The 20,767-nt window shown below is 62.1% G+C and carries 15 protein-coding genes; 6 read left to right on the top strand and 9 right to left on the bottom strand.

Features of this window, described 5'->3' with window-relative positions:
- Together WC739_RS04875 and WC739_RS04870 are read left to right on the top strand one after the other, a co-directional pair.
- The coding region (locus WC739_RS04875; RefSeq protein WP_372951887.1) for a xanthine dehydrogenase family protein molybdopterin-binding subunit at positions 1-1,970 on the top strand (1,970 nt) is incomplete at its 5' end.
- A gap of 69 nt (positions 1,971-2,039) precedes the next feature.
- Positions 2,040-2,285, top strand: a complete 246-nt coding sequence (locus WC739_RS04870) for a MoaD/ThiS family protein (RefSeq protein ID WP_224665024.1) — start codon at positions 2,040-2,042, stop codon at positions 2,283-2,285.
- A gap of 142 nt (positions 2,286-2,427) precedes the next feature.
- Here the strand turns inward: WC739_RS04870 and WC739_RS04865 are convergent, their stop codons facing one another.
- The 9 genes from WC739_RS04865 to speB all read right to left on the bottom strand — a co-directional run bounded on the left by WC739_RS04865 (position 2,428) and on the right by speB (position 14,778).
- Positions 2,428-3,750 carry a hypothetical protein gene (locus WC739_RS04865; RefSeq protein ID WP_372951886.1) on the bottom strand — a complete coding sequence of 441 codons (1,323 nt, stop codon included), beginning with the start codon at positions 3,748-3,750 and terminating at the stop codon, positions 2,428-2,430.
- A 195-nt stretch (positions 3,751-3,945) separates the two neighbouring features.
- Entirely contained in the window at positions 3,946-5,796 is a 1,851-nt protein-coding gene (locus tag WC739_RS04860) for a UvrD-helicase domain-containing protein (RefSeq protein ID WP_372951885.1), read from the bottom strand.
- On the bottom strand, positions 5,796-7,802 hold the full coding sequence (locus WC739_RS04855) for an ATP-dependent endonuclease (protein WP_372951884.1): 2,007 nt from the start codon (positions 7,800-7,802) through the stop codon (positions 5,796-5,798). Before WC739_RS04855 ends, WC739_RS04860 begins: the two co-directional genes overlap by 1 nt.
- A 1,004-nt stretch (positions 7,803-8,806) precedes the next feature.
- A complete protein-coding gene (locus WC739_RS04850; protein WP_372951883.1) occupies positions 8,807-10,579 on the bottom strand; it encodes an SLC13 family permease in 1,773 nt (590 codons plus the stop codon).
- A gap of 147 nt (positions 10,580-10,726) precedes the next feature.
- On the bottom strand, positions 10,727-11,431 hold the full coding sequence (locus WC739_RS04845) for a DUF2270 domain-containing protein (RefSeq protein WP_372951882.1): 705 nt from the start codon (positions 11,429-11,431) through the stop codon (positions 10,727-10,729).
- 86 nt (positions 11,432-11,517) lie between these two features.
- A complete protein-coding gene (locus WC739_RS04840) occupies positions 11,518-12,165 on the bottom strand; it encodes an amino acid ABC transporter permease (RefSeq protein WP_372951881.1) in 648 nt (215 codons plus the stop codon).
- The gene (locus tag WC739_RS04835) at positions 12,162-12,818 is read right to left on the bottom strand and encodes an amino acid ABC transporter permease (protein WP_372951880.1); all 657 of its coding nucleotides are present in this window, start codon (positions 12,816-12,818) and stop codon (positions 12,162-12,164) included. The genes WC739_RS04840 and WC739_RS04835 overlap by 4 nt, the downstream gene beginning before the upstream one ends.
- Before the next feature lie 6 nt (positions 12,819-12,824).
- A complete protein-coding gene (locus WC739_RS04830; RefSeq protein ID WP_372951879.1) occupies positions 12,825-13,634 on the bottom strand; it encodes a transporter substrate-binding domain-containing protein in 810 nt (269 codons plus the stop codon).
- Positions 13,635-13,716: 82 nt separating this feature from the next.
- Positions 13,717-14,778, bottom strand: coding sequence for an agmatinase (gene speB / locus WC739_RS04825; protein WP_372951878.1), 1,062 nt, complete (start codon positions 14,776-14,778; stop codon positions 13,717-13,719).
- 208 nt (positions 14,779-14,986) lie between these two features.
- Between speB and gcvA the strand changes: the two genes are divergently transcribed.
- The 4 genes from gcvA to WC739_RS04805 all read left to right on the top strand — a co-directional run bounded on the left by gcvA (position 14,987) and on the right by WC739_RS04805 (position 20,481).
- Positions 14,987-15,961, top strand: a complete 975-nt coding sequence (gene gcvA / locus WC739_RS04820) for a transcriptional regulator GcvA (RefSeq protein WP_372951877.1) — start codon at positions 14,987-14,989, stop codon at positions 15,959-15,961.
- 138 nt (positions 15,962-16,099) lie between these two features.
- Positions 16,100-17,404, top strand: coding sequence for a nicotinate phosphoribosyltransferase (pncB, locus tag WC739_RS04815; protein WP_372951876.1), 1,305 nt, complete (start codon positions 16,100-16,102; stop codon positions 17,402-17,404).
- A 171-nt stretch (positions 17,405-17,575) separates the two neighbouring features.
- On the top strand, positions 17,576-19,015 hold the full coding sequence (locus tag WC739_RS04810; protein WP_372951875.1) for a hypothetical protein: 1,440 nt from the start codon (positions 17,576-17,578) through the stop codon (positions 19,013-19,015).
- A 161-nt stretch (positions 19,016-19,176) separates the two neighbouring features.
- Complete coding sequence (locus WC739_RS04805; RefSeq protein WP_372951874.1) at positions 19,177-20,481, top strand: ABC transporter substrate-binding protein; 1,305 nt, start codon at positions 19,177-19,179, stop codon at positions 20,479-20,481.
- Positions 20,482-20,767: the final 286 nt, after the last annotated feature.

Below are 20,767 nucleotides of genomic sequence, written 5' to 3'. Positions count from 1 at the left end.
TGGCGCGCACCAAGGCGCTCTATGACGGCCATGCGGTGGCCGCCGTCGCCGCCGTCGACGCCCGCACCGCCAGGCAGGCGCTGAAGCTGATCGAGGTCGACTACGAGATCCTGCCGCATGTCACCGATGTCGACGAGGCGATGAAGCACACCGCGCCGCTGGTCAACGACGCCATCTTCACCGAGGGCCTCGAGGAAAAGCCGGTCAAGCCGTCCAACGTCTCCAAGCGCACGCAATACGGCCATGGCGACGTGCATGAAGGGTTCGGCCACGCCGACTTCATCGTCGAGCGCTCGTTCAAGACCGAGCAGACGCACCAGGGCTATATCGAGCCGCATGCCTGCGTCGCCAGTGTCAGCTCCGATGGCACCGCCGACCTCTGGGTCTGCACGCAGGGCCATTTCGTCTACCGCCAGCACTGCGCGCAGCTGCTCGGCATGGAAGCCTCGAAGCTGCGCGTCACCTCGTCGGAGATCGGCGGCGGCTTCGGCGGCAAGACCCATGTCTGGGCCGAGCCGGTGGCGCTTGCCTTGTCACGGAAAGCCGGCCGGCCGGTGAAGCTGGTGATGACCCGCGACGAGGTGTTCCGCGCCTCGGGGCCGACCAGCGCCACCTCGATCGACGTCAAGATCGGCGCCCGCAAGGACGGCACCATCACCGCCGCCGAAGCGACGCTGCGCTACACATGCGGCCCCTATGCCGGCATGTGGGCGGAGATCGGCGCCATGACGGCGTTCGCCTGCTACAGGCTCGATAACGTCAAGACGGTCGGCTACGAAGTGCTGGTCAACCGGCCCAAGACCGCTGCCTATCGCGCGCCTTCGGCGCCGATGGCGGCCTTCGCGGTGGAAAGCGCTGTCGACGAGCTGGCCAAGGAGCTCGACATGGACCCGGTCGAATTCCGCATCAAGAATGCCGCCCAGGAAGGCACGCGCTCGTCCTACGGCCCGGTCTACGGACCGATCGGCATCGGCCCGACGCTGGAAGCGGTGAAGAACCATCCGCACATGAAGGCGCCGCTGGGCAAGAACCAGGGCCGCGGCATGGCCTGCGGCTTCTGGTTCAACTTCGGCGGCCAGACCTGCACCGACCTCAACATCGGCATGGACGGCTCGGTCTCGCTCGCCGTCGGCACGGTGGACGTCGGTGGCTCGCGCGCCTCGCTGTCGCTGGTGGCGGCGGAAGAGCTCGGCATCGACTATTCCCAGGTCAAGGCGATCGTCGCCGACACGTCAAGCCTCGGCTACAACGACATGACCGACGGCAGCCGCGGCACTTTCTCGTCATCCATGGCGACCATCTCGGCCGCCCGCAACGCGATCAAGATCCTGCGCGAGCGCGCCGCGCAGACATGGGACATCCCGGTCGAAGACGTGGCCTGGGAAAAGGGCCAGGCCATCGCCAGGGGCGAGAAGTACGGCAACCTCGCCGCGCTGTCGCTCAAGGAGATCGCGGCGGCCTCCGGCAAGACCGGCGGCCCGATCGCCGGCCATAGCGAGCTCGTCGCCGACGGCGCCGGCGTCTCCTTCGCCACCCATATATGCGACATCGAGGTCGACCCGGAGACCGGCTCGACCAGGGTGATCCGCTATACGGTGGTGCAGGATGCCGGCAAGGCGGTGCACCCGACCTATGTCGAGGGCCAGTACCAGGGCGGTGCCGCGCAAGGCATCGGCTGGGCGCTCAACGAGGAGTATATCTACGGCAAGGATGGAAGGCTGCAGAACGCGGGCTTCCTCGACTACCGCATCCCGGTCTGCTCCGACCTGCCTATGATCGACACGCAGATCCTGGAAATCCCCAACCCCAACCACCCCTATGGCGTGCGCGGCGTCGGCGAAACCTCGATCGTGCCGCCGCTGGCGGCGATCGCCAACGCGGTGTCGAACGCGGCCGGCGTGCGCATGACCCACATCCCGATGTCGCCGCCCCGCATCCTGGCGGCGATCGAGGCGGAACGGGAAGGCTGAGAGCATGAAGCCGAAAAGCGTAAAGCGGCTTTCGGCTGATAGGCTCCATCAGGGATAGGAGGCCGGCGAATGGTCGAAGTCACCCTCTGGGGCGCGCTCGGCCAGCTCGCCGGCGGCAAGACCAAGGTCGAGATCGAGGCCAAGGACATCAGGGAGCTGTTCAGGAAACTGGCTGAACAGTATCCCGCCTTCGAGCCATGGATCGACAAGGGGATCGCGGTGGCGATCGACGGGACGATCTATCGCGACACGTGGAGCAAGGAGCTGCCGCAGGGGGCGGAGATTTTTTTGCTGCCGAGGCTGGCGGGGGGATGAGGAGGCGGCGCTGGCATCATCGCTTAACATCATGTCTTGGTAGGGCCGCAAGCGGACTGTCTGGTTCCGGGTGCCGTGCCGATGGGTCGATATAGGAATAGAACCTGCTGCTTGGCTGTTGTAGGGCTCAAACCGTCGGCGCCTATTCTGGAGATTGCTGGTTTCGCAGTTCATCCTGCGCTGCCCTCGACGCGTTGCTGCCCGCTGCCCAGGTCCGATAGATCAGGTTGTCGTCTGCGAGGAAAAACTCGCCTCCAAGCACCTCTGCGCCATCTTCCACCAGGCGCTTCTTCATGGCGTCCTCGCCGGCGATCGCAATTTCTGCACTCGCATATGGTGCGGTGTCGGGCTGAGAGCTTGGCTTGAAGACCTCCCAATGGAAGGCTCCTCTGGGGTAGGCGCTCTGGATCTGATCGCGGCGCGCCTGCGGGCTCTTTGAGAAGCCTACTTTGATGATATGTTTGTCTTCGACTTCATCATCTCCACGCCCCAGATAGGCTCCGATGTTGCCCACGAGGCGGAGTATGTAGAGATGCTTCGGCCCGTCCGTCTCCCCGACCCAGTAAGGCCGTGAGGCCGGTCTCACGGCGCGGCTCGGGCTAAGTGCGGATTCGAGGGTCTGAATTGTCGCGTCCACGGGCTCTGTCTGCCTATAGACCGGCACTTCGTAGACGTCCAACTCATAGAGCTCTGCCGCCTCGTCGGCTGAGACGGGGACACCGTTTGCTCCTATAAGTTCTGCATTCGAGCCACGATAAGCCTGAGGAAACAGCACCTCCACTGGTTGCCAATCCTCTGGAACAATGCGCCATGCCCTCGTCGCCTTTACCGCATAGAGCCACTTCCCACGGGAGTCCTGATCGCGCTCCTTTTCAGCCCAGCGATCCCCCGAGATGAACTCCTGCGCATGACCGATCTCGTGGGAGATCTCGAGGACCCCGACAACCTTGCCGCGCATGTTATCCGGGCCCTTTCCCTTGGTCACGTAGATCGCGACCAGTGTCCCCGGCTTGCAGCTGCTAAGATAACGGGACCGCCGTGCTTCGTCGGCAAATCCGATGCATCCCCAGCTCGCTGGATCGAAACCCCAGAACGATGTCAGCCAGACCTGCCGGCCATCAGGTAGCGTATCGGTCGCCGGCGCGAGTTCTGGAACCGACGTCCAGTCAAACGCAAACACCTCTTGCTGGGCAGCCTCGATGTCTATAGCTCCGAGTGCACTGCGGATGTATGCCATCGCATCTTCAGCCGGATGCCGCTCCCCCTTCTTCACCAGGATCGTCGTGAGAGGCGGCAGCCCGCGATCCTCCAAATAGTGCAGTATGACCTCGAGATTTCGCCCAAGCCCTCGGCCCGTTGGGTGGTTCCAGCCTACTGCCTCACCGACCTGCTGGTATGTCGTCCGCCTCTTATGTAGAGCCTTTGCAGCCAAGAATCGGGCGATTTCGAATTGAAGCGCATCCATTCGTTACCCATCATTTCAAGTGAATGCACAACGACCGATTTTCATCACTTCCAGTTCACGCTGATGTAACGATCGCCGTTTTTGTTCTTCAACTCTTTTTTGTCACATTGCTAGCTCGCCTGGCGGCGATCGAGGCGGAAGGGAAGGCTAGGGCCTGACGATGAGCGGCGCTCGGAAAGCAGAGAGGCTGGACCCTCACGCCATCTCTTCAAACCTAACACCAGACTCCATAAGTTTTTCGATGAAACGGCTCACATTCTTAAAGCCGCGGGCATCCCTCGTTAATGAGAATCGAATTCTTTCTCGCGCGCGAGAGAGGGCAACGAAAAACACATTGACGTCGTCGGCATTATTCCAGAACGCGTCGTCGTTGAATTCTGTGAAGATGACAGTGTGATATTCGAGGCCCTTGGATTTATGGATCGTCATGATCCTCACCACGTCGCGGCCCTCAACATTGTCGATGAAAGTCGGCCACGAAGGTTCATGAGCCGTGCATTCTCGATAGAAGGCCAAGCATGCTTCAATCACGGAGTGTAAATACTCGCGGTCCTGAAAACCCTTAAAAGTTCTCGCCAATTGATCCTTTCGATCTTCGGGAAATGCGATCGGTGCTAATTCCTCCCATGCGACTTGGTGGGGGAGCGTGTCTTTCGTTAGTCGAGTGACTGCTTGGACCAAATCCTGAACCGCGCGAAGGCTGCGGGCGGCACCTCGGTCAGTCCCCAGATCAACACCCTCAAGATTGGCGAGGAAGTCCCGGCAAACTTGAAAGGGGCTTCCGTCGCGCACGCCATGAGCCATTTTCAGCAACGATGTGATGAACAGAAAGACAGGTTCTTTTGCTAAGTCCTGAATTGACAACGGTCCCAGCGACCTTGCGTCGTTTCTAAGGCGAAGGCCCTTCTCCGCCAATTTTGGAGCAAGCCTCTTTTCCACGTCGTCTGCTCTAAGACGAGCCAAGATCACAAAGTCATGCGGCTTCAGCGCCGCGTCAGCTGAGAGTGACCCGCTGATAAAATTAGCGATGCCGACACCCTCTGAATCCCTGCCAGGGAACATCCATCCTTCCACGGCGTCGGGCGGAGAAGGGTCATCGCGCCGGCCGCTTTCGGTTCGAACGGGTTCCTCGTCCGTGAAAAGCTCCGACAAATTGTTGATGAGTTCAACAATAGTGGCGTTTGAACGAAAGTTGAACTGCAGCCGTCTATTGGTCGCGGTGAAGTCCGCGCTGAACGAACTGAAGATTCCTGGCAACGCGCCAGCCCAACCCATGATCGCCTGATTGGTGTCGCCCACAGCTGTCACCACTACCGATGTGCCTTGGAAGATTCGCCGCACCAAGTCGTATTGTTGCCCGGTAACATCCTGAAATTCATCGAGAAAAACGTGCATATAGGTCGTGGCAATCGCGCCTCTGACCAATGGCTCCGTTTCAACTATGTGCGTAGCGAGCTGGATGATCATATCGAACGTGATTGTGGACGGTGCGCGAAGTCGCGCCCTCCACCAAGCGCGGCGTATGCGATCTTGAGAGATCACCTCTCCCTCCATAGTTGGAAGGCGGCCTTGTACAATCTGGGATATTTGCGTGTTGTTTAGCGCATTCAGGTCAGGATATTCAGCGGCATTGTTCCGTCGAAACGCTTCCCAAGTATCACGGTTGGGGAAGATAATCTTGTAATCGGGAGATGGGCGCTGCAATGGATTGAGCGCCTCTCTGAATTGGTCGAGCGTTCTTTTGGCGAATGCGTGCAGTGTCAAGGACTCGAACCGCCTTGCGACTTCCGGCTCACATCGCTGTTCAACTCTGCTTTGAAGGTTGCCGGCTGCGTCGACCTTGAACGCAATTGCCAATATCCGCTTCGGGGGCGGACAGAGGCCGGTATTAAGCAAATATGCCGCGCGCTGAGCAAGAAGCTCGGTCTTACCGGCACCCGGGCCAGCTAAGACCGACACTGAGGCGGCGGACTTGACGACATCCAACGCCGTCCCTTCAAGGGATATTCCAGGGGTGGGCTTCCAATTTTCTGGTTTGACGAACATCACGGCCTCGTACTGGCCGGCGCGATAAGAGATACCGCGTGGTCTATCAGCGCCTTCAGCGGCTCCGGACAGCCGGTCTTTATTCTCGTCTCCGTCAGCTTTCCAAATGCCAATAAGTGAGAACCGGGCTTCGACGACGATTTGAACAGCGCCTTGTAGTGATACAACTGCTCGTCAGAGAACCCTAGGCCTACCGCGTTCAACTCGGCACTGCCTTTTCCGCTGTTACCGAAGACGGATTTTTCTAGCTTCGCCTTATCCACCTCGGCCGGATCGAATGCTATTTCCGCCTGATACGCTTCCGGAAATGCCACAAGCATCATCATGTCGAGGTCGAGGGGTGACGAATAGTAGATATGACTAGCCCGAAGCCAATTGACCCATTGATTGAAATTTGCGGGGGTAAGAGCCGAGTTGTCAGGCACATCGGATACCCCCGCAGGCTTAGGAATCGTCGGGCCTGTTCCCGTCGGAGGCGGAAAGTATAGCTTGGGAACGAACGGCGCTCCAAGATCAGTTAGCCAGCTCACGGCGTTCTTTATGCGCCCCATTCCACCGCCAAACCTACCAAGGTCGAAATCGAGAAGTGTCAGATGCGGAATACTCAGGCCATTTAGCAACTTCCAAAGATGTTGCGCGTGGCGCCCGCCGATCGAGACATAGGCGATAAACGACGGATCAAGGCTCGTTCCGAGAGCCTCCGCCATCTTTGGTATCACTATGCGCTCCGTATCGCCCTCACCGATGATCGCAAGTTTGGCGAAATAGATTTCCGGGTTTGCCAGTATCACCTGTTGAACGAATTTATCTGCCTCACTTTCAGCGGTGGGAAGCGGCAGTCGCAACGCCGACGAACAAAGCGAAGTGGGGCAATTCTTGAAATACAGAACGTGGCGTGGGTTCACCCGAGACAAAATGCTGGTCGCATGACTTGTCACGATCGATTGCGCGCCGCCCGTAGTATTTAGATTTTCGAGGAGCCGCATCAGACGGGGAAGATAGAAAGGGGATAGATGGTTCTCAGGTTCTTCAAGCGCGAAAATTGTTAGAGGCGGATGTGCGAAATCCGCGGCCTTGAAGCCTTTGAGCGCGTTGGGAAGCTGCTTGTGCATTTCCCATACGAGATTGTGCAGAGTGGCCGAGAGGGCAAAATATAGAAGCGACATTTGCCCTTCGCTCAACTCGGCAAGTTGGCGAAGACCGCCGCCAGGGGATTTGTCGAATTTGAGCGTCAACTCCCGAATGAGCTTCTCAAATTCGACGGCGACGACGCTAATTTTCGGCGAAGCGTCATAGTACCCATCATGGAGGCTTGACCAAAAGCCATGCAACTTTTTCGTGACTTCGGTGATCGCGTCGGTCGCATTAAGATTGCTTTCCAGGTCTTCCGCAAATTTCTGCGACTTAGTTTTCGTCGCATCAGTCCAATCAGCGGACCACTCCAACCGTTGAAGTACGTTTTTGAGGGCGTATTGGCTTACACCTCGCGAGTCACGATGTGCAGGGATGTAAATCACTTCCGCAAATTGCGTCGGACGGCCACGAAATGAGGTTTTCCGCTCGTCGTCAGGCCCAAAGGGTACGGGATCGATCGTATTCACTGAGTATAATTTTACTTCGATGTTGTCTTCAAACGATTCCGATCGTTCGTAACACCCCTCCAGAACGATACGAACCTTCATAGATTTGTCGGCAGCGCTGAAAAACAAATCGTTGAAGACAGGGGATACGTCATCGCTCGGCAGGAATCCGAAAACAGCGTCGATGACTATCTCGCGCTTATCGAGCGTGAGGGCGTCCTCGGCTGGACCAAAGTGCACATCGGATCGCCTTATCTGACGATCGGCTGCAGTGGGAGAGAAGAGGCGTTTCAAGGCTTCCAGCGCGGCTGTTTTTCCAGCACCGTTGTTGCCGACGAATGCATTCGTTCCGGGCTTCAGCTTCAATCGTACAGGCTCATCGCCATAGCAGCGGAAGTTTCTGATGGCTAGACTTTCGAGATGCACGCTTTACCGCCTTCCAAATCGCATAAGAAGGGATGTGTTATTCTTCAATGAAATGCAAATAATAAAACTATTCGGTTGCCATAATAATATGCTTATCCTTTTCACTCGCGCGGACAAAAGGTAGAGCGCCTTCTTGGGATCGTCGGCGGAGGCATATGCTTCTCCCTCGCGCTGAAATCCAAAGCGAGTTAGCGTCGCGTGCACTCGTGGGTTGCCCACGGCGGATGTGGCAAACATCTTTGTGGTTGAGCCCCTCAGCAGTGCGTCGATTAGCTTCGACGAGAGACGGCGCCGTTGAAATTCTGGCCCCACCGAGACGTATCAAGTTCAGTATTGAAGTCGCTGGGACCGGTGCGGGATTTGGCTTTTCCGAAAACGCCATCCCTGTAGGAGTCCAGAGGCTGCTTTAGGCAAGCGACTCCGGCAAGTTGCTCTCCGACGAAGGCAAACGACAAACTTTCCGCACGCTCCATTCCAGCTCGTGCGAACGCCGGCTTTACCTCGCCACCTTTGCGACAAGCGCTATGCACTCTTCTCGCTCTTCCGACGTGCATTCCTGCACCGTTTTTACAACAGCTGATTAGTTGGCCATGGCATTGCCCTCCCAAGACAGTATTAGGCGGCCGAGGTCGCCATGATATCCGAAATTGAGAGGAGCGCCGCGTCATGATCCGCCGGACGGATTGTCCCGTCTGGAGGACTGGAATGGTCGGCGTAGTAACTAAGATCAGGCGCAAATCAGTCATTTAGTACTAGCGTTCGACAGTCCGTCCGCCCACCCTCACGACAAGAACGTCTGCTGCTCCCTTAACGTCGTCGTGATCGCGCCAATCCCCTCCTCGATCTCGCGCCTGCTGCCAGCATCTCATCCCCCGCCACACCTTCCAGCATCGACAGCTGCTTCGCTTGACCGACCAGCACCGCATCCTTCTCCGCCAGCGCGGCGAGCGTGCCGCTTCCAGCCGATTGGCCATGCGGTCGCCAACGCCTTGGGACACCACCCCTCACCTCATCGGCCACACCACCATCAGCATGGGCACCGCAACCGCAATCACCAGGAACGACAAGGGCAGCCCTAGACGCGGATAGTCGCTGAAGCGGTACCCGCCCGGGCCCATGACCAGCGTGTTGCACTGGTGGCCGATCGGGGTCAGGAAGTCGCAGCCGGCGCCGATGGCGACCGCCATCAGGAAGGCTTCGGGCCTGTAGCCCAGATCGCCGGCGAACTGGGCGGCGATGGGCGCCATGACGAGGACCGTGGCGGCATTGTTGAGGAACGGCGTCACCGCCATGGCGACGACGAGGATGAGCGTCAGCGCGCCCGCCGCCGGCAGCACCGTTCCCAGCTGGGCGAGCTCGCCGGCGATGATTTCGGTCGCGCCGGTGCTGCGCAGCGAGTCGCTGACGGGGATGAGCGCCGCCAGCATGACCAGGATCGGGCCGTCGAGCCCCTGGTAGACTTCACGGGCCGGGATGACCTTGAACAGCACCATGGCGACGGCGGCGGCGAAGAAGGCGACCGGGACAGGCAGCAGGCCGAGCGCGGTGGCCGCCATGGCGGCGGCCAGGACGGCGACGGGGACGATGCCCTTGCGCACGCTGCCGAGCAGGATCGCGCGCTCGGCGAGCGGCAGGCAGCCGAACTCGCGCAGCACCTCGGGCATGGCCGCGGCACTGCCCTGCAGCACGATGACATCGCCAAGCCGGAGCTGGACCTCGGCCAGGCGTCGATCGAGGCGCTCGCCACGGCGGCTGACCGCCAGCAGATTGACCTTGAAGCGGTCGTAGAGCGCCAGGCGCTGCGCGGTCCAGCCGATCAGCGACGAGCTCTCGCCGATGACGGCTTCGATCGCCATGATGTCGCTGCCGGCGTCCTCGTCGCCCTTTCGGTCGCCGGTCACGCTCAGCTTGGCCTGCGAGACCAGGCGATCCAGCGCCTCGGGGTCGCCCTCCAGCAGGAGGATGTCGTCCGTCTTCAGGACGGCATCGGGGAGCGGCGTCATGCGCATGGTGCGGTTGCGCAGGATCGAGGTAACCCTGGCGTCGCCACCCGACAGCTTGAGCAGATCGGCGACGGTCTTGCCCAGCACCGTGGAGTCCGCGACGATCCTGGCCTCGGCGAGATAGTTCTTGATGTCGATGGCTTCGTTGAGCGCCCCGCCGGTCTTCTGGCGCACGGGCACCAGCCAGTAGAAGAACAGCAGGAATATGGTGCCGGCCACGGCGAGCGCGGCGCCCACCGGCGTGAAGTCGAACATGGTGAAGGCGGTCCCGGTCAGCTGTTCGCGGACACGCGAGACGACGATGTTCGGCGACGTGCCGATCTGCGTCATCAGGCCGCCAAGCAGCGAGCCGAACGACATCGGCATCAGGAACACCGAGGGCGAGATGTTCGACCGGCGCGCGAACTGGAAGGCGATCGGGATCATGATGGCGAGCGCGCCGATGTTCTTGACGAAGGCGGACAGGATGGTGACCGTGATGACGAGGAGTGCCAGCTGCGAGCGCACGCCCGTCAGGTTCGGCACGTAGCGCTTGATGGCCGCTTCCATGATGCCCGTGCGCGCGATGCCGGCGCTGACCAGCAGCGCGCTGCCGACGATGATGACGATGTCGTCGCTGAAGCCCGAGAACATCTGGTCGAACGGCACGATCCCGGCCGCGACCGAGACCAGGAGGGCCGCGGCAGCGACGAGATCGTAACGGTATCGTCCCCACACGAAGGCCGCCATCATGACCGCGATGATGGAGAATGAAAGGATCTGCGGTGTCGTCATGCTTTGAATGTCCCCGACCGCGGGCGCGGCGGATCAGAACGACTCAGGCGGCCGTTCGTTGCGTCGGCGCCCAACGACTTCCGGTTCGCCTTCGATGCCCGGGCTCCGGCTTGCGGCGATCCCGGCTAAAAGACAAGCGCCGCACCCCTACACATGAACCGAGCCGTCGTCTTCATCGCGGGTTATCCGCTGCCGCGACATCCAGCCCAGGAACGCATAGAAGGCCGCGACCCCGCCCAGCACCGCCCAGCCGGGGATGGGGCCGAGCTGGGCGCTGGCGATCATGTCGATATAGGGGGCATGCGCGTCGGCGGTGGCAGCACCTGCCGGCTGCAGCAGCGACGACGATATCTTGAGCAGCCATGCCAGCAGCAGGATCAGGAACATCCAGATGTAATTGCGCCGGAGGCGCCGGCACATGGCGCCGAACGCCGTGATGTTGAACTGCGGATGTTTCAGGCTCTGCGACAGCACGTCCTGCCACGGCCGGTGCGCGGGTTCTGAGCCGAAGAACGATCCGAGATAGTGCTTTTCGACAAGGCGGACGCGATCGCGATAGACGTCGAAAAACCGGTATCGCCTGGCCTCGATGAACAGCAGCAGCAGCACCAGCACCATGGCGAACAGCAGCACGCCGTGATGCGAGGTCGGGGTCGACAACGACACCGATAGCATCGCCGCGGTCACCGTGATCGCCCAATTGGACGTCTGGTCGAGCCGAGCCCGCCAACTCGACATGCGCGCCATCTCGCCGCGATAATAGTGAACGATGATCGTCGTGACCTCTGCAGGCGATCGCGCCGAGTGGTGCGACGTCAGCTCGCTGCCGGGCAAGGGTTCAAAACTGGCCATTCCATCACGCCGCGTTGGGGGTCGGTGAATGAGGGTGTCGAAAGTCGGCGGCCAATGCAAACGATTTGCTTGTCGGGCCTCCTGGCTCACCGAGCCGAGGCGCGGCGTTCCAGGGCGCGCGCATATTGCGTCAGCGGGAAGCACATGGCGAAGAAGATCAGCGCGACCAGGCCATAGACCTTGAACGGTTCGAAGGTGGCGTTGTTGATGGCGTTGGAGGTCCGCACCAGCTCCTCGAAGCCGATGATCGAGGTCAGCGCCGTCGACTTGATCAGCTGCACCAGGAAGCCGACGGTCGGCGCGCGGGTGATCGAGAACGCCTGCGGCAGGATGATCAGCCTGAGCTCCTGCAGATAGTGCAGGCCGAGGCTGGCGCCGGCATCCCATTGGCCCAGCGGCAGCGCATCGACGCCGGAGCGCCATATCTCGGCCAGATAGGCGCTGGCGAAGAAGGTGAGGCCGAGCACGGCGGCCGTCCACGGCTCGATGCGTAGGCCCAGCATCGGCAGGCCGAAAAACATCAGGAACAGCTGCATCAGCAGCGGCGTGCCTTGGAACAGGGCAATGTAGCCGGAGGCAATGCGCCGGCTCCATCTATTCTTGGCGATGCGGAAGAACAGCACGATCATGCCGACGATGCCGCCGCCGATAAAGGCCGCCAGCGACAGCAGCACCGTCCAGCGGGCGGCAAACAGCAGGTTGCGCACGATGTCCCAGAAGGTGAACTCGATCATGACACGCCGGCCCCCAGAACGCGGCGCCCGCCGGTGACCAGCAGCCGCCGCAAGGCCATCGACAAAGCGAGATAGACGATGGTCACGACAAGATAGGTCTCGAAGGAGCGGAAGGTGCGCGCCTGCAGCATGTCGGCCTCGTAGGTCAGCTCACGCACCGCGATCTGCGACACGACGGCGGATTCCAGCATCATGATGACGATCTGGCTGGTGAGCGCGGGATAGATGACCTTGAGCGCCTGCGGCAGCACGATCTTGATGAACACCTGGCGCGGCCGCAGGCCGAGCGACAGGGCCGCTTCGGTCTGCCCGGCCGGGACGGCGTCAAGCCCGGCGCCGACGATCTCGATCGTGTAGGCCGCCATGTTGAGCGTCATGGCCAGCATGGCGGCCAGCACCGGGTCGAGACGTATGCCGAGGCTGGGCAGGCCGAAGAAGATGAAGAACAGCTGCACCAGGAACGGCGTGTTGCGGACGATCTCGACATACCAGCCGATGGCATGCCTGAGCAGGGCAGGCCCGTTCCGGCGTCCGGCGGCGCCCAGGATGCTGAGCAACGTTCCCGCCAGCGTGGTCACGGCGATCAACAGGACCGTCGTGGCCGCGCCGCGCGCGATGTCGCCCAGGGCGCCCGGAAGCCAGGCGAAGGCCACCTGGCCTCAATCCTTGAGGTTGTCGGGATTGAGCGGCGTCTTCAGCCAGGCCTTCGAGCTTTCGTCCAGCTTGCCGTCGGCCAGCATCTTGGCGACGGCGTCGTTGACCGCCTTCTTGAGGGCGTCCTCGTTCTTGTTGAGACCGATATGCGAGGGCGAGGTCAGGAGCTGGAACTTCTGCTCCGGCTTGAGCTGGTCCTGCTTGGCCAGCACCTGCGCGCCGACATCGTTGCCGACGACCATCAGCTGCGTCTGGCCGGAGATGAAGGCCTGGATCACCGAATTGTAGTTGTCGAAGCGCTTGATGTCGGCCGAAGCCGGCGCTGCCTCGGTCAGCGACGTGTCTTCGAGCGTGCCGCGATTGACCGCGATCGACTTGTCGGCAAGGTCTTCCTTGCCTTTGACCGCAAGCGCTGCCGGACCGATCACGGCGATGTAGTAAGGCGCATAGGCGGCGGCGAAGTCGATGACCTGCTCGCGCTCCTTCGAATAGCCGACGCTCATCAGGATATCGACGCGGTGGTCGTTCAAATAGGGGATGCGGTTCTGGCCGGTGACCGGGACCGGGTTGAGCTTCACCTTCAGCGTGTCGGCGATGTATTGCGCGACATCCATGTCGTAGCCCTTGAGGCTCATGTCGGCGCTGGCCGAGGAGAAGGGCGGGAAGTCGGCGAAGACGCCGACATTGATGGTGCCGGCCTTGGTGATGTCGGCCAGCGCGTCGGCGTTGGCGGCCTGCGTGGCGAAGCCGAGACCGGCGGCGCCCAGCACCAGGACGGCGGCGATGGTTGATTTGAGTGTCGTGCGAATTGTCATTGTTATTCCCCTGTCTGGAAGCTTTGTCTGTTTGAGGCAGTCGCCGGCTCCAGCACGGCGGCCGCCCTTTGCTTTGTCAGGTTCAGGCTGCCTTGCCTGATATGGCCGGGCTGAACACCATCAGGCTCAGGATCTCGAACAGCACCTGCCCGGCGGCATGCGCCGTGTTGGTGGTGGCGTCATATTGCGGCGCCACTTCGACGACGTCGCCGCCGACGATGTTGAGACCCTTCAGGCCGCGCAGCAGTTCGAGCACCTCGCGCGTCGTCAGCCCGCCGACTTCCGGCGTGCCGGTGCCGGGCGCGAAGGCCGGATCGACGCTGTCAATGTCGAAGGAAATATAGGTCGGCCCGTCACCGACGATCCTGCGCGCCTTCTCGATGATGGCCGGAATGCCCATGCCGGTCACCTCCTCGGCATGGACGACGGTCATGCCGGACTCGTAGGTGAACTCCCACAGATACTCGGCCGAGCCGCGGATGCCGATCTGGATGGTGCGCGTCGGGTCGAGCACGCCGTCCAGCACCGCATTCCGGAACGGCCCGCCATGGTGGAACTTGGTCATGTCGAACAGGCCGCTTGTGTCGCAATGGGCGTCGATGTGGATGAGGCCGACCGGCGCCTTCTTGCCGACGGCCTTCAGGATCGGATGGCTGATGGAATGGTCGCCGCCGACGGACAGCGGAATGACGCCGGCATCGACGATCTGGTTGGTGCGGCGCTCGATGTCCTCATGGCTGATCTCCAGCCGGTAGCGGCTGCGGAACGGCGTGTCGCCAATGTCGGCGACCCTGAGTTCATGCGTCGGCGCGCATTCCAGCACATGGTTGTAGGGGCCGATGCGCTCGATGGCGCGCAGCGCCCTCGGTCCGAAGCGCGAGCCCGGCCGGTTGGTGACGCCGAGGTCCATCGGCACGCCGATCATCGCCACCTGCAGATCGCCGAAATCCGGGTTCTCGGCAGCGATTTCGCGGTAGGGCGCGGCAAGGAAAGTCGGGATGCCGGAATAGGGCGCCAGCCGCGTGCCGCTCTTGGAGAAGATCTTGTCGGCGACCTTGCGGAATTTCGGGTCGAACATCTCGCCGCCATGGCTCTCGCCATATTTGCGACGCAACGCGTCGAGCTTGCCGCGATCGTAACCCATGCCGGTTCTCCCTGGCCGATGCAGTATGACCGCCGGCGACCTCGAGCGAACTGGCCGTCATCCGGCCGGGTCGCTGTCCCGCTGGCTGCCTGCAGATTTCACGCCTAATGCTTGTTCCGGGCTGAAGTGTCCGGCAGCTGCTTTGAAAAATCAATTGATATTGTTAGGGTGGTTTCTGTGAGAAAATCTCACAGAGATGTGGAGCATCATGGCCAACCGCCTGCCGCCCCTGAATCCGTTGCGCGCCTTCGAGGCAACGGCGCGCCATGGTTCACTGACCAAGGCGGCGGGTGAATTGAATGTCACGCATGGCGCCATCAGCCACCAGATCAAGGCGCTCGAACAGTCGCTCGGCGTCAAGCTGTTCGAGCGCGTCGGCCAGCGGGTCAAACTGACGCCGCATGGCGCCGAACTTCTGCCCGCCGTTTCGACCGCTTTCGACGGCATCGCCGCCGCCACCCAGCGGCTGACGCGTCCGGCAAGCAGTGGCGCGCTGTCGGTATCCTGCGTGCCGGCCCTGCTGCTCCTGTGGATGACGCCAAGGCTGGGCAGCTTCACGGCGCAATATCCCGACATCCAGCTGACCCTCATCCCATCCAACGACGCCAGGGATGTGCGGGCGCAGCACATCGATGTCTGCGTCCACTATGGCGACGGCGGCTGGACCGATTGCTGGATGCGCAAATGGTCGGGGCTCGAATTGTTCCCGGTGGTGAGCCCGACCCTGATCAACAACCGCCCGATCCGCACCGTGCGCGATCTTGCCGACCATGTCTTCCTGCATGGCGACGACGGGCGCGAATGGCACACCTGGCTGGCGGCGGCCGACGCGCTCGACCTTGAACGGGGCCGCCGCCACCATCTCGGCGACGCGCGCATGGCGACGGAGGCCGCGGTCCACGGCCATGGCGTGGCGCTCGGCGATTCCGTGACGGCGAGCGCCCTGCTGGCCAGGGGCATGCTGATCGCACCGTTCACCCTGTCGGTGCCGGCCGTCGATGATTTCTATGTCGTCTGCCGCAACGAGATGCGGGCGGCGCCGATAGTCCAGGTCTTCATCGACTGGCTGTTTGCCGAGAAGGCGCAGGCCGACAGCCGCGCCGACGCCCCGGTGGCCGGCCGCTTCGTCAGCCGCCGCAAGCGTCCGGCGCTCAAGGTGCTCGGCGGGAAGACGGGGACCTGACGGCGCGCTTCCGTTCTGGCCGGATGCAGGGTTTTCTTTTTGTCGGACCAGCCTGAAACCGGGCAGCGCTTCGGATCATTCGATGCTATGAGGCCTGTCGCGGTTTTGGATGGCAGGCAGCGAAGGCGATGTTGAACTATGGCTAAGACCGATATTGCGCGGCGCGTCTACAACCACACCTGGAAGCTCGACCCGATCGTGCGCAGCCTGCTCGACACGGATTTCTACAAGCTCCTGATGCTGCAGATGATCTGGGGCATGTACCCCAAGGTCGACACGACCTTCTCGCTGATCAACCGGACCACCTCGGTGCGGCTGGCCGACCAGATCGACGAAGGCGAACTGCGCGAACAACTCGACCATGTCCGCACCCTGCGTCTCAGCAAGAAGGAGATGATCTGGCTCGGCGGCAACAATTTCTATGGCCGCAAGCAGATCTTCGAACCGGAATTCCTGGCCTGGCTGGAGAATTTCCGGCTGCCGGAATACGAGCTTTCCAAGCGCGACGGCCAGTACGAACTGACCTTCAGCGGGCCGTGGATGTACACCACATTGTGGGAGATCCCGGCGCTTGCCATCATCAATGAGCTGCGCTCCCGCGCGGCGATGCGTGCGTTCGGACCGTTCGCGCTCGACGTGCTCTATGCCCGCGCCAAGTCCAAGATGTGGGCCAAGACCGAGCGGCTGAAGGCGCTGCCCGACATCCGCATCTCGGACTTCGGCACGCGCCGGCGCCATTCCTTCCTGTGGCAGCGCTGGTGCGTCGAGGCTTTGAAGGAAGGCATCGGCGGGGCGTTCACCGGCACCTCCAACGTGCTTCTGGCCATGGACAACGACCTCGAGGCGCTCGGCACCAATGCGCATGAATTGCCGATGGTGTTTGCCGCGCTCGCCAATTCGGAACAGGAACTGAAGCAGTCGCCCTACAAGGTGCTGCAGGACTGGCAGCGCTATTATGGCGGCAACCTGCTGATCGTGCTGCCCGACGCCTTCGGCACCGCTTCCTTCCTGCGCGACGCGCCGGACTGGGTGGCCGACTGGACCGGTTTCCGCCCCGACAGCGCGCCGCCGATCGAGGGCGGCGAGAAGATCCTGTCCTGGTGGCGCGAGAAGGGCAAGGATCCCCGCCAGAAGCTGCTGATCTTCTCCGACGGACTGGAGGTGGAAACCATCGAGGAGACCTATCGCCACTTCAAGGGCAAGGTGCGCATGTCGTTCGGCTGGGGCACCAATTTGACCAATGATTTCGAAGGCTGCGCGCCGACCGAGACCCACAGCCTCGACGCCATCTCGCTGGTCTGCAAGGTCACCGAGGCCAATGGCAGGCCGGCGGTCAAGCTTTCCGACAACCCGGCCAAGGCGACCGGTGATGAGAAGGAGATCGAGCGCTATCTCAGGATTTTCGGCGAGAAGGACCGCGTGGAGCATCTGGTCAAGGTGTGAGGAGTAGGCGGGCTCTTGGATAGATCGAGTTCCTTGGTGCCCCCCTCTGTCCTGCCGGACATCTCCCCCACGAGGGGGAAGATTGGCTGTCGTCGGCACCCTCGCCAATGTCCAACGTCGAATAAAGAGCGCCGATCGAGCGAAGTGCCAATCTCCCCACCCGTGGGGGAGATGTCCGGCAGGACAGAGGGGGGCGCCGTGGAGCGCCGTCGTCTATGGTTGGCGATACTCCCTGCGGCGCCCTGGCTCGTCTCGCCAACCCCCGCCTTCGCTCACGCCTCCGATCGCGGCCACGTCCTGCTGCTCCCGACCGGCTATTACCTGATCGGCGGCGCCTTCGCCGTCGCCATCAGTTTCCTCGTGCTGGCACTGCTGCCGGCGGACCGGCTTGAGTGCTTCTGGCGCCGGCGCCTGCCGCTGTTCACACTCCACGACCGCGCCCGCATCGCCGTCAGCCTGGTTTCATTTGCCGGCTTTGCCACCCTTGTCTCTGCCGGGCTGTTCGGTAGCCGCGACCCGCTTTCCAACCCGCTGCCCCTGGTGATCTGGACGCTGCAGTGGGCCGGCCTCACTCTGGTGCAGGGGATTTTCGGCGACCTGTGGTCGTGGCTCAACCCCTGGGTTGGGCCGTATCGCCTTGTGTCGCGCTTGTTCGGTCTCAATGAGGAACGGGCACGGCGCCTTCCCCGGTGGATCGGCTGCTGGCCGGCTGTCCTGCTGTTCTTCGCCTTCGCCTGGTTCGAACTCATCGATCCGGCACCTGACGACCCGGCGCGGCTGGCCTTGGCTGCGGGCCTGTACTGGCTGTTCAGTTTCGTCGCCATGCTGGTCTTCGGTTACCGGGCCTGGAGCCGCGCTGGTGAATTCCTAACCCTCGTCTTCTCGATGGTGGCGCGTTTCGCGCCCGTCGAACGCGACGAGAACGGCCGGCTCGCATTGTGCTGGCCGGGCGCCAGGCTGCTGGCGGCCGAGCCGTTGCCGGCCAGCGGCATCGCCTTCCTGCTGCTGGCCCTGTCCTCGGTCTCCTTCGACGGCCTGTCGAAGACCTTCTTCTGGCTCGGCCTCTTCGGTCTTAACCCGCTCGAATTCGCTGGCCGCACCGCCGTGATCGGCAGCGGCACTCTCGGGCTAGTCCTGACATTCATGCTGCTGGCGGCGGTCTTTCTTCTCGCGGTCTGGCTCGGCCGGTTCCTTGCCGGCCGCAATCGGCCATTCGCCCAAGCGGCGGGTTTGCTGGTATGGTCGATCGTGCCGATCGCGCTCGCCTATCATGTCGCGCACTATCTGACCGCCCTGCTCGTCGACGGCCAATATGCGCTGGCCTCCCTGTCCGACCCGTTCGCGATCGGCTGGAACCTGTTCGGCACCGCCGACATGCAGGTCGAGGCCGGCATCGTCGCCGGCGCGGCATCGGCGTGGTGGCTGTGGAATATCCAGGCCGGCGCCATCATCCTTGGCCATGTGCTCGCCGTCCTCGTCGCGCATGGTTTCGCCGGACGACTGCACCCGGTGCCGGCTCGCGCCGCGCTCAGCCAGTTTCCGCTCACCTTGCTGATGATCGCCTATACCGTCTTCGGCCTCTGGCTGCTCTCCACGCCGACGATCGGCTGAGCTGTTGCGCCGGGAAAGAATCCGTAGTTTCCCCCGGAAAGCGGCATTGCCGTGTCCGGACTTTGGTGTTTAGTTTGTACACATGCGATTTCGGACCTCCCGCAGGGAGAACCCGATACGTTCCAGCCATTGGTCAAGACTCAAAGAACAGGGGAACCACCGTGACTGACAAGAATGGGTTTTTCGATCTCAGCAAAACCGGGCTCACCCGCCGCACGGCGCTGAAGGGCCTCGCGGCCGGCGCCGGCCTTGCCGTCGCCCCGGGCTTCGTGCGCTACGCGCAGGCACAGAGTTCGGCGCCGATTAAGATCGGCTTCCAGTCGCACCGCACCGGCATCGGCGCCGCCTATGGCCGCTGGTACGAAAAGACCACGGCCGCCGCGATCAAGGCGATCAACGGCGCCGGCGGCATCAATGGCCGTCAGGTCGAAATCATCATCGAGGATGACGGCACCGATCCCGGCCGCGGCGCCGAGGTGGTCGGCAAGTTCGCCACCCAGCACAAGACCGATATCGTCTTCGGCACGCTGTTCTCGCATGTCGTCATCGGCTCGGCGCCCGCCGCCGGTGAAAACAAGATGCCCTATTTCGTCGTCAGCGAAGGCCACCACGTCGCCTCGACGAAGCTGAACCGCTACGTCTTCCAGCCCGGCATCACCGATGTGAAGAGCCAGATCCAGTCGATGGCGCCGTGGATATCGGGCAATGTCGGCAAGAAGGTCACCATGATCTTCCCGGATTTCGCCTTCGGCTACGACCATCGCGACTACCTGCCGCCGGCGCTGAAGGCGCAAGGCGCCGACGTCATCGCGCAGATCGCCATTCCTCCGACGGAATCGTCCTTCACCAAGTATTTTCCGCAGATCCCGGCCGAGACAGAGGTGATCTACCACGTCATGGTCGGTCCGGCGGTGCTCACCTTCGTCAAGGAACTTGGCGAATTCTACGGCTCCAACCGGCCGCAGCTGTTCGGTTTCATCGATTCGCTCGAGGCCACCGACATCAACAGCCCAGGCCTCGAATTCCTCGACGGCAGCCATTTCTGGGAAGGCTCGCCGCGTTATGCGCAGCCCGACGATAGCGAAGCCCAGAAAGCCTATCGCGCCGCCGTCGGGATCGACGACAATGGCGCCGCCGTCGGCGATGCCAAGGACGTCTCCACCGCCGCGCACATGTTCGGCTGCTGGGAAACGCTCTACGTCGTCAAGAAGGCGATGGAAGATGCCGGCTACAAGGGCCCGGACGACCGCGCCAAGCTGGTCGAGGCGACCGAGGCGCTGACAGCGTTCGCCGAAGGGCCCGAGCATCCGCAGGGACCGAAGACCTTCAACGGCAAGATCCACCAGTGCTTCGGCATCCAGAACATCTCCAAGGTCGAAGGCGGCAGGCTGAAGGTCGTGCACAAGACCAAGATCGAGGACGGGCTTTACGAGGCCGAGGGGGATTACACGACGCAGGCGCTTTAGGCTTGGCTATCTAGCAAGCGTGAGCGTCAAGGCACCCCCCTCTGCCCTGCCGGGCATCTCCCCCGCAAAGGGGGAGATCAGCAGTTATCGCGGCAGCGCTCATCTGCCAGAGTTGACGATTGGGCAGACGCGTGACGACATCCAATCTCCCCCCTTGCGGGGGGTGAGAAGTGGTCCGCGCAGCGGACGGAAAGCCAATTGCTTGGCTTTCCGAACGACGAACGCCCGGAGCGACAGCGCTGCGCTGGGTCCGCCAGGCCAGAGGGGGGTGCCTCGCGCATCCCTC

The sequence above is a fragment of the Mesorhizobium sp. genome (assembly GCF_041661565.1).
Taxonomy (GTDB): domain Bacteria; phylum Pseudomonadota; class Alphaproteobacteria; order Rhizobiales; family Rhizobiaceae; genus Mesorhizobium.
This window is presented reverse-complemented; position numbering and strand designations above follow the sequence as displayed.

Coding starts and splice junctions, on each gene's coding strand:
- WC739_RS04870 (WP_224665024.1), top strand. CDS start 2,040: ATGGTCGAAGTCACCCTCTGGGGCGCGCTCGGCCAGCTCGCCGGCGGC.
- WC739_RS04865 (WP_372951886.1), bottom strand. CDS start 3,750: ATGGATGCGCTTCAATTCGAAATCGCCCGATTCTTGGCTGCAAAGGCT.
- WC739_RS04860 (WP_372951885.1), bottom strand. CDS start 5,796: ATGTTCGTCAAACCAGAAAATTGGAAGCCCACCCCTGGAATATCCCTT.
- WC739_RS04850 (WP_372951883.1), bottom strand. CDS start 10,579: ATGACGACACCGCAGATCCTTTCATTCTCCATCATCGCGGTCATGATG.
- WC739_RS04845 (WP_372951882.1), bottom strand. CDS start 11,431: ATGGCCAGTTTTGAACCCTTGCCCGGCAGCGAGCTGACGTCGCACCAC.
- WC739_RS04840 (WP_372951881.1), bottom strand. CDS start 12,165: ATGATCGAGTTCACCTTCTGGGACATCGTGCGCAACCTGCTGTTTGCC.
- WC739_RS04830 (WP_372951879.1), bottom strand. CDS start 13,634: ATGACAATTCGCACGACACTCAAATCAACCATCGCCGCCGTCCTGGTG.
- speB (WP_372951878.1), bottom strand. CDS start 14,778: ATGGGTTACGATCGCGGCAAGCTCGACGCGTTGCGTCGCAAATATGGC.
- gcvA (WP_372951877.1), top strand. CDS start 14,987: ATGGCCAACCGCCTGCCGCCCCTGAATCCGTTGCGCGCCTTCGAGGCA.
- pncB (WP_372951876.1), top strand. CDS start 16,100: ATGGCTAAGACCGATATTGCGCGGCGCGTCTACAACCACACCTGGAAG.
- WC739_RS04810 (WP_372951875.1), top strand. CDS start 17,576: ATGTCCGGCAGGACAGAGGGGGGCGCCGTGGAGCGCCGTCGTCTATGG.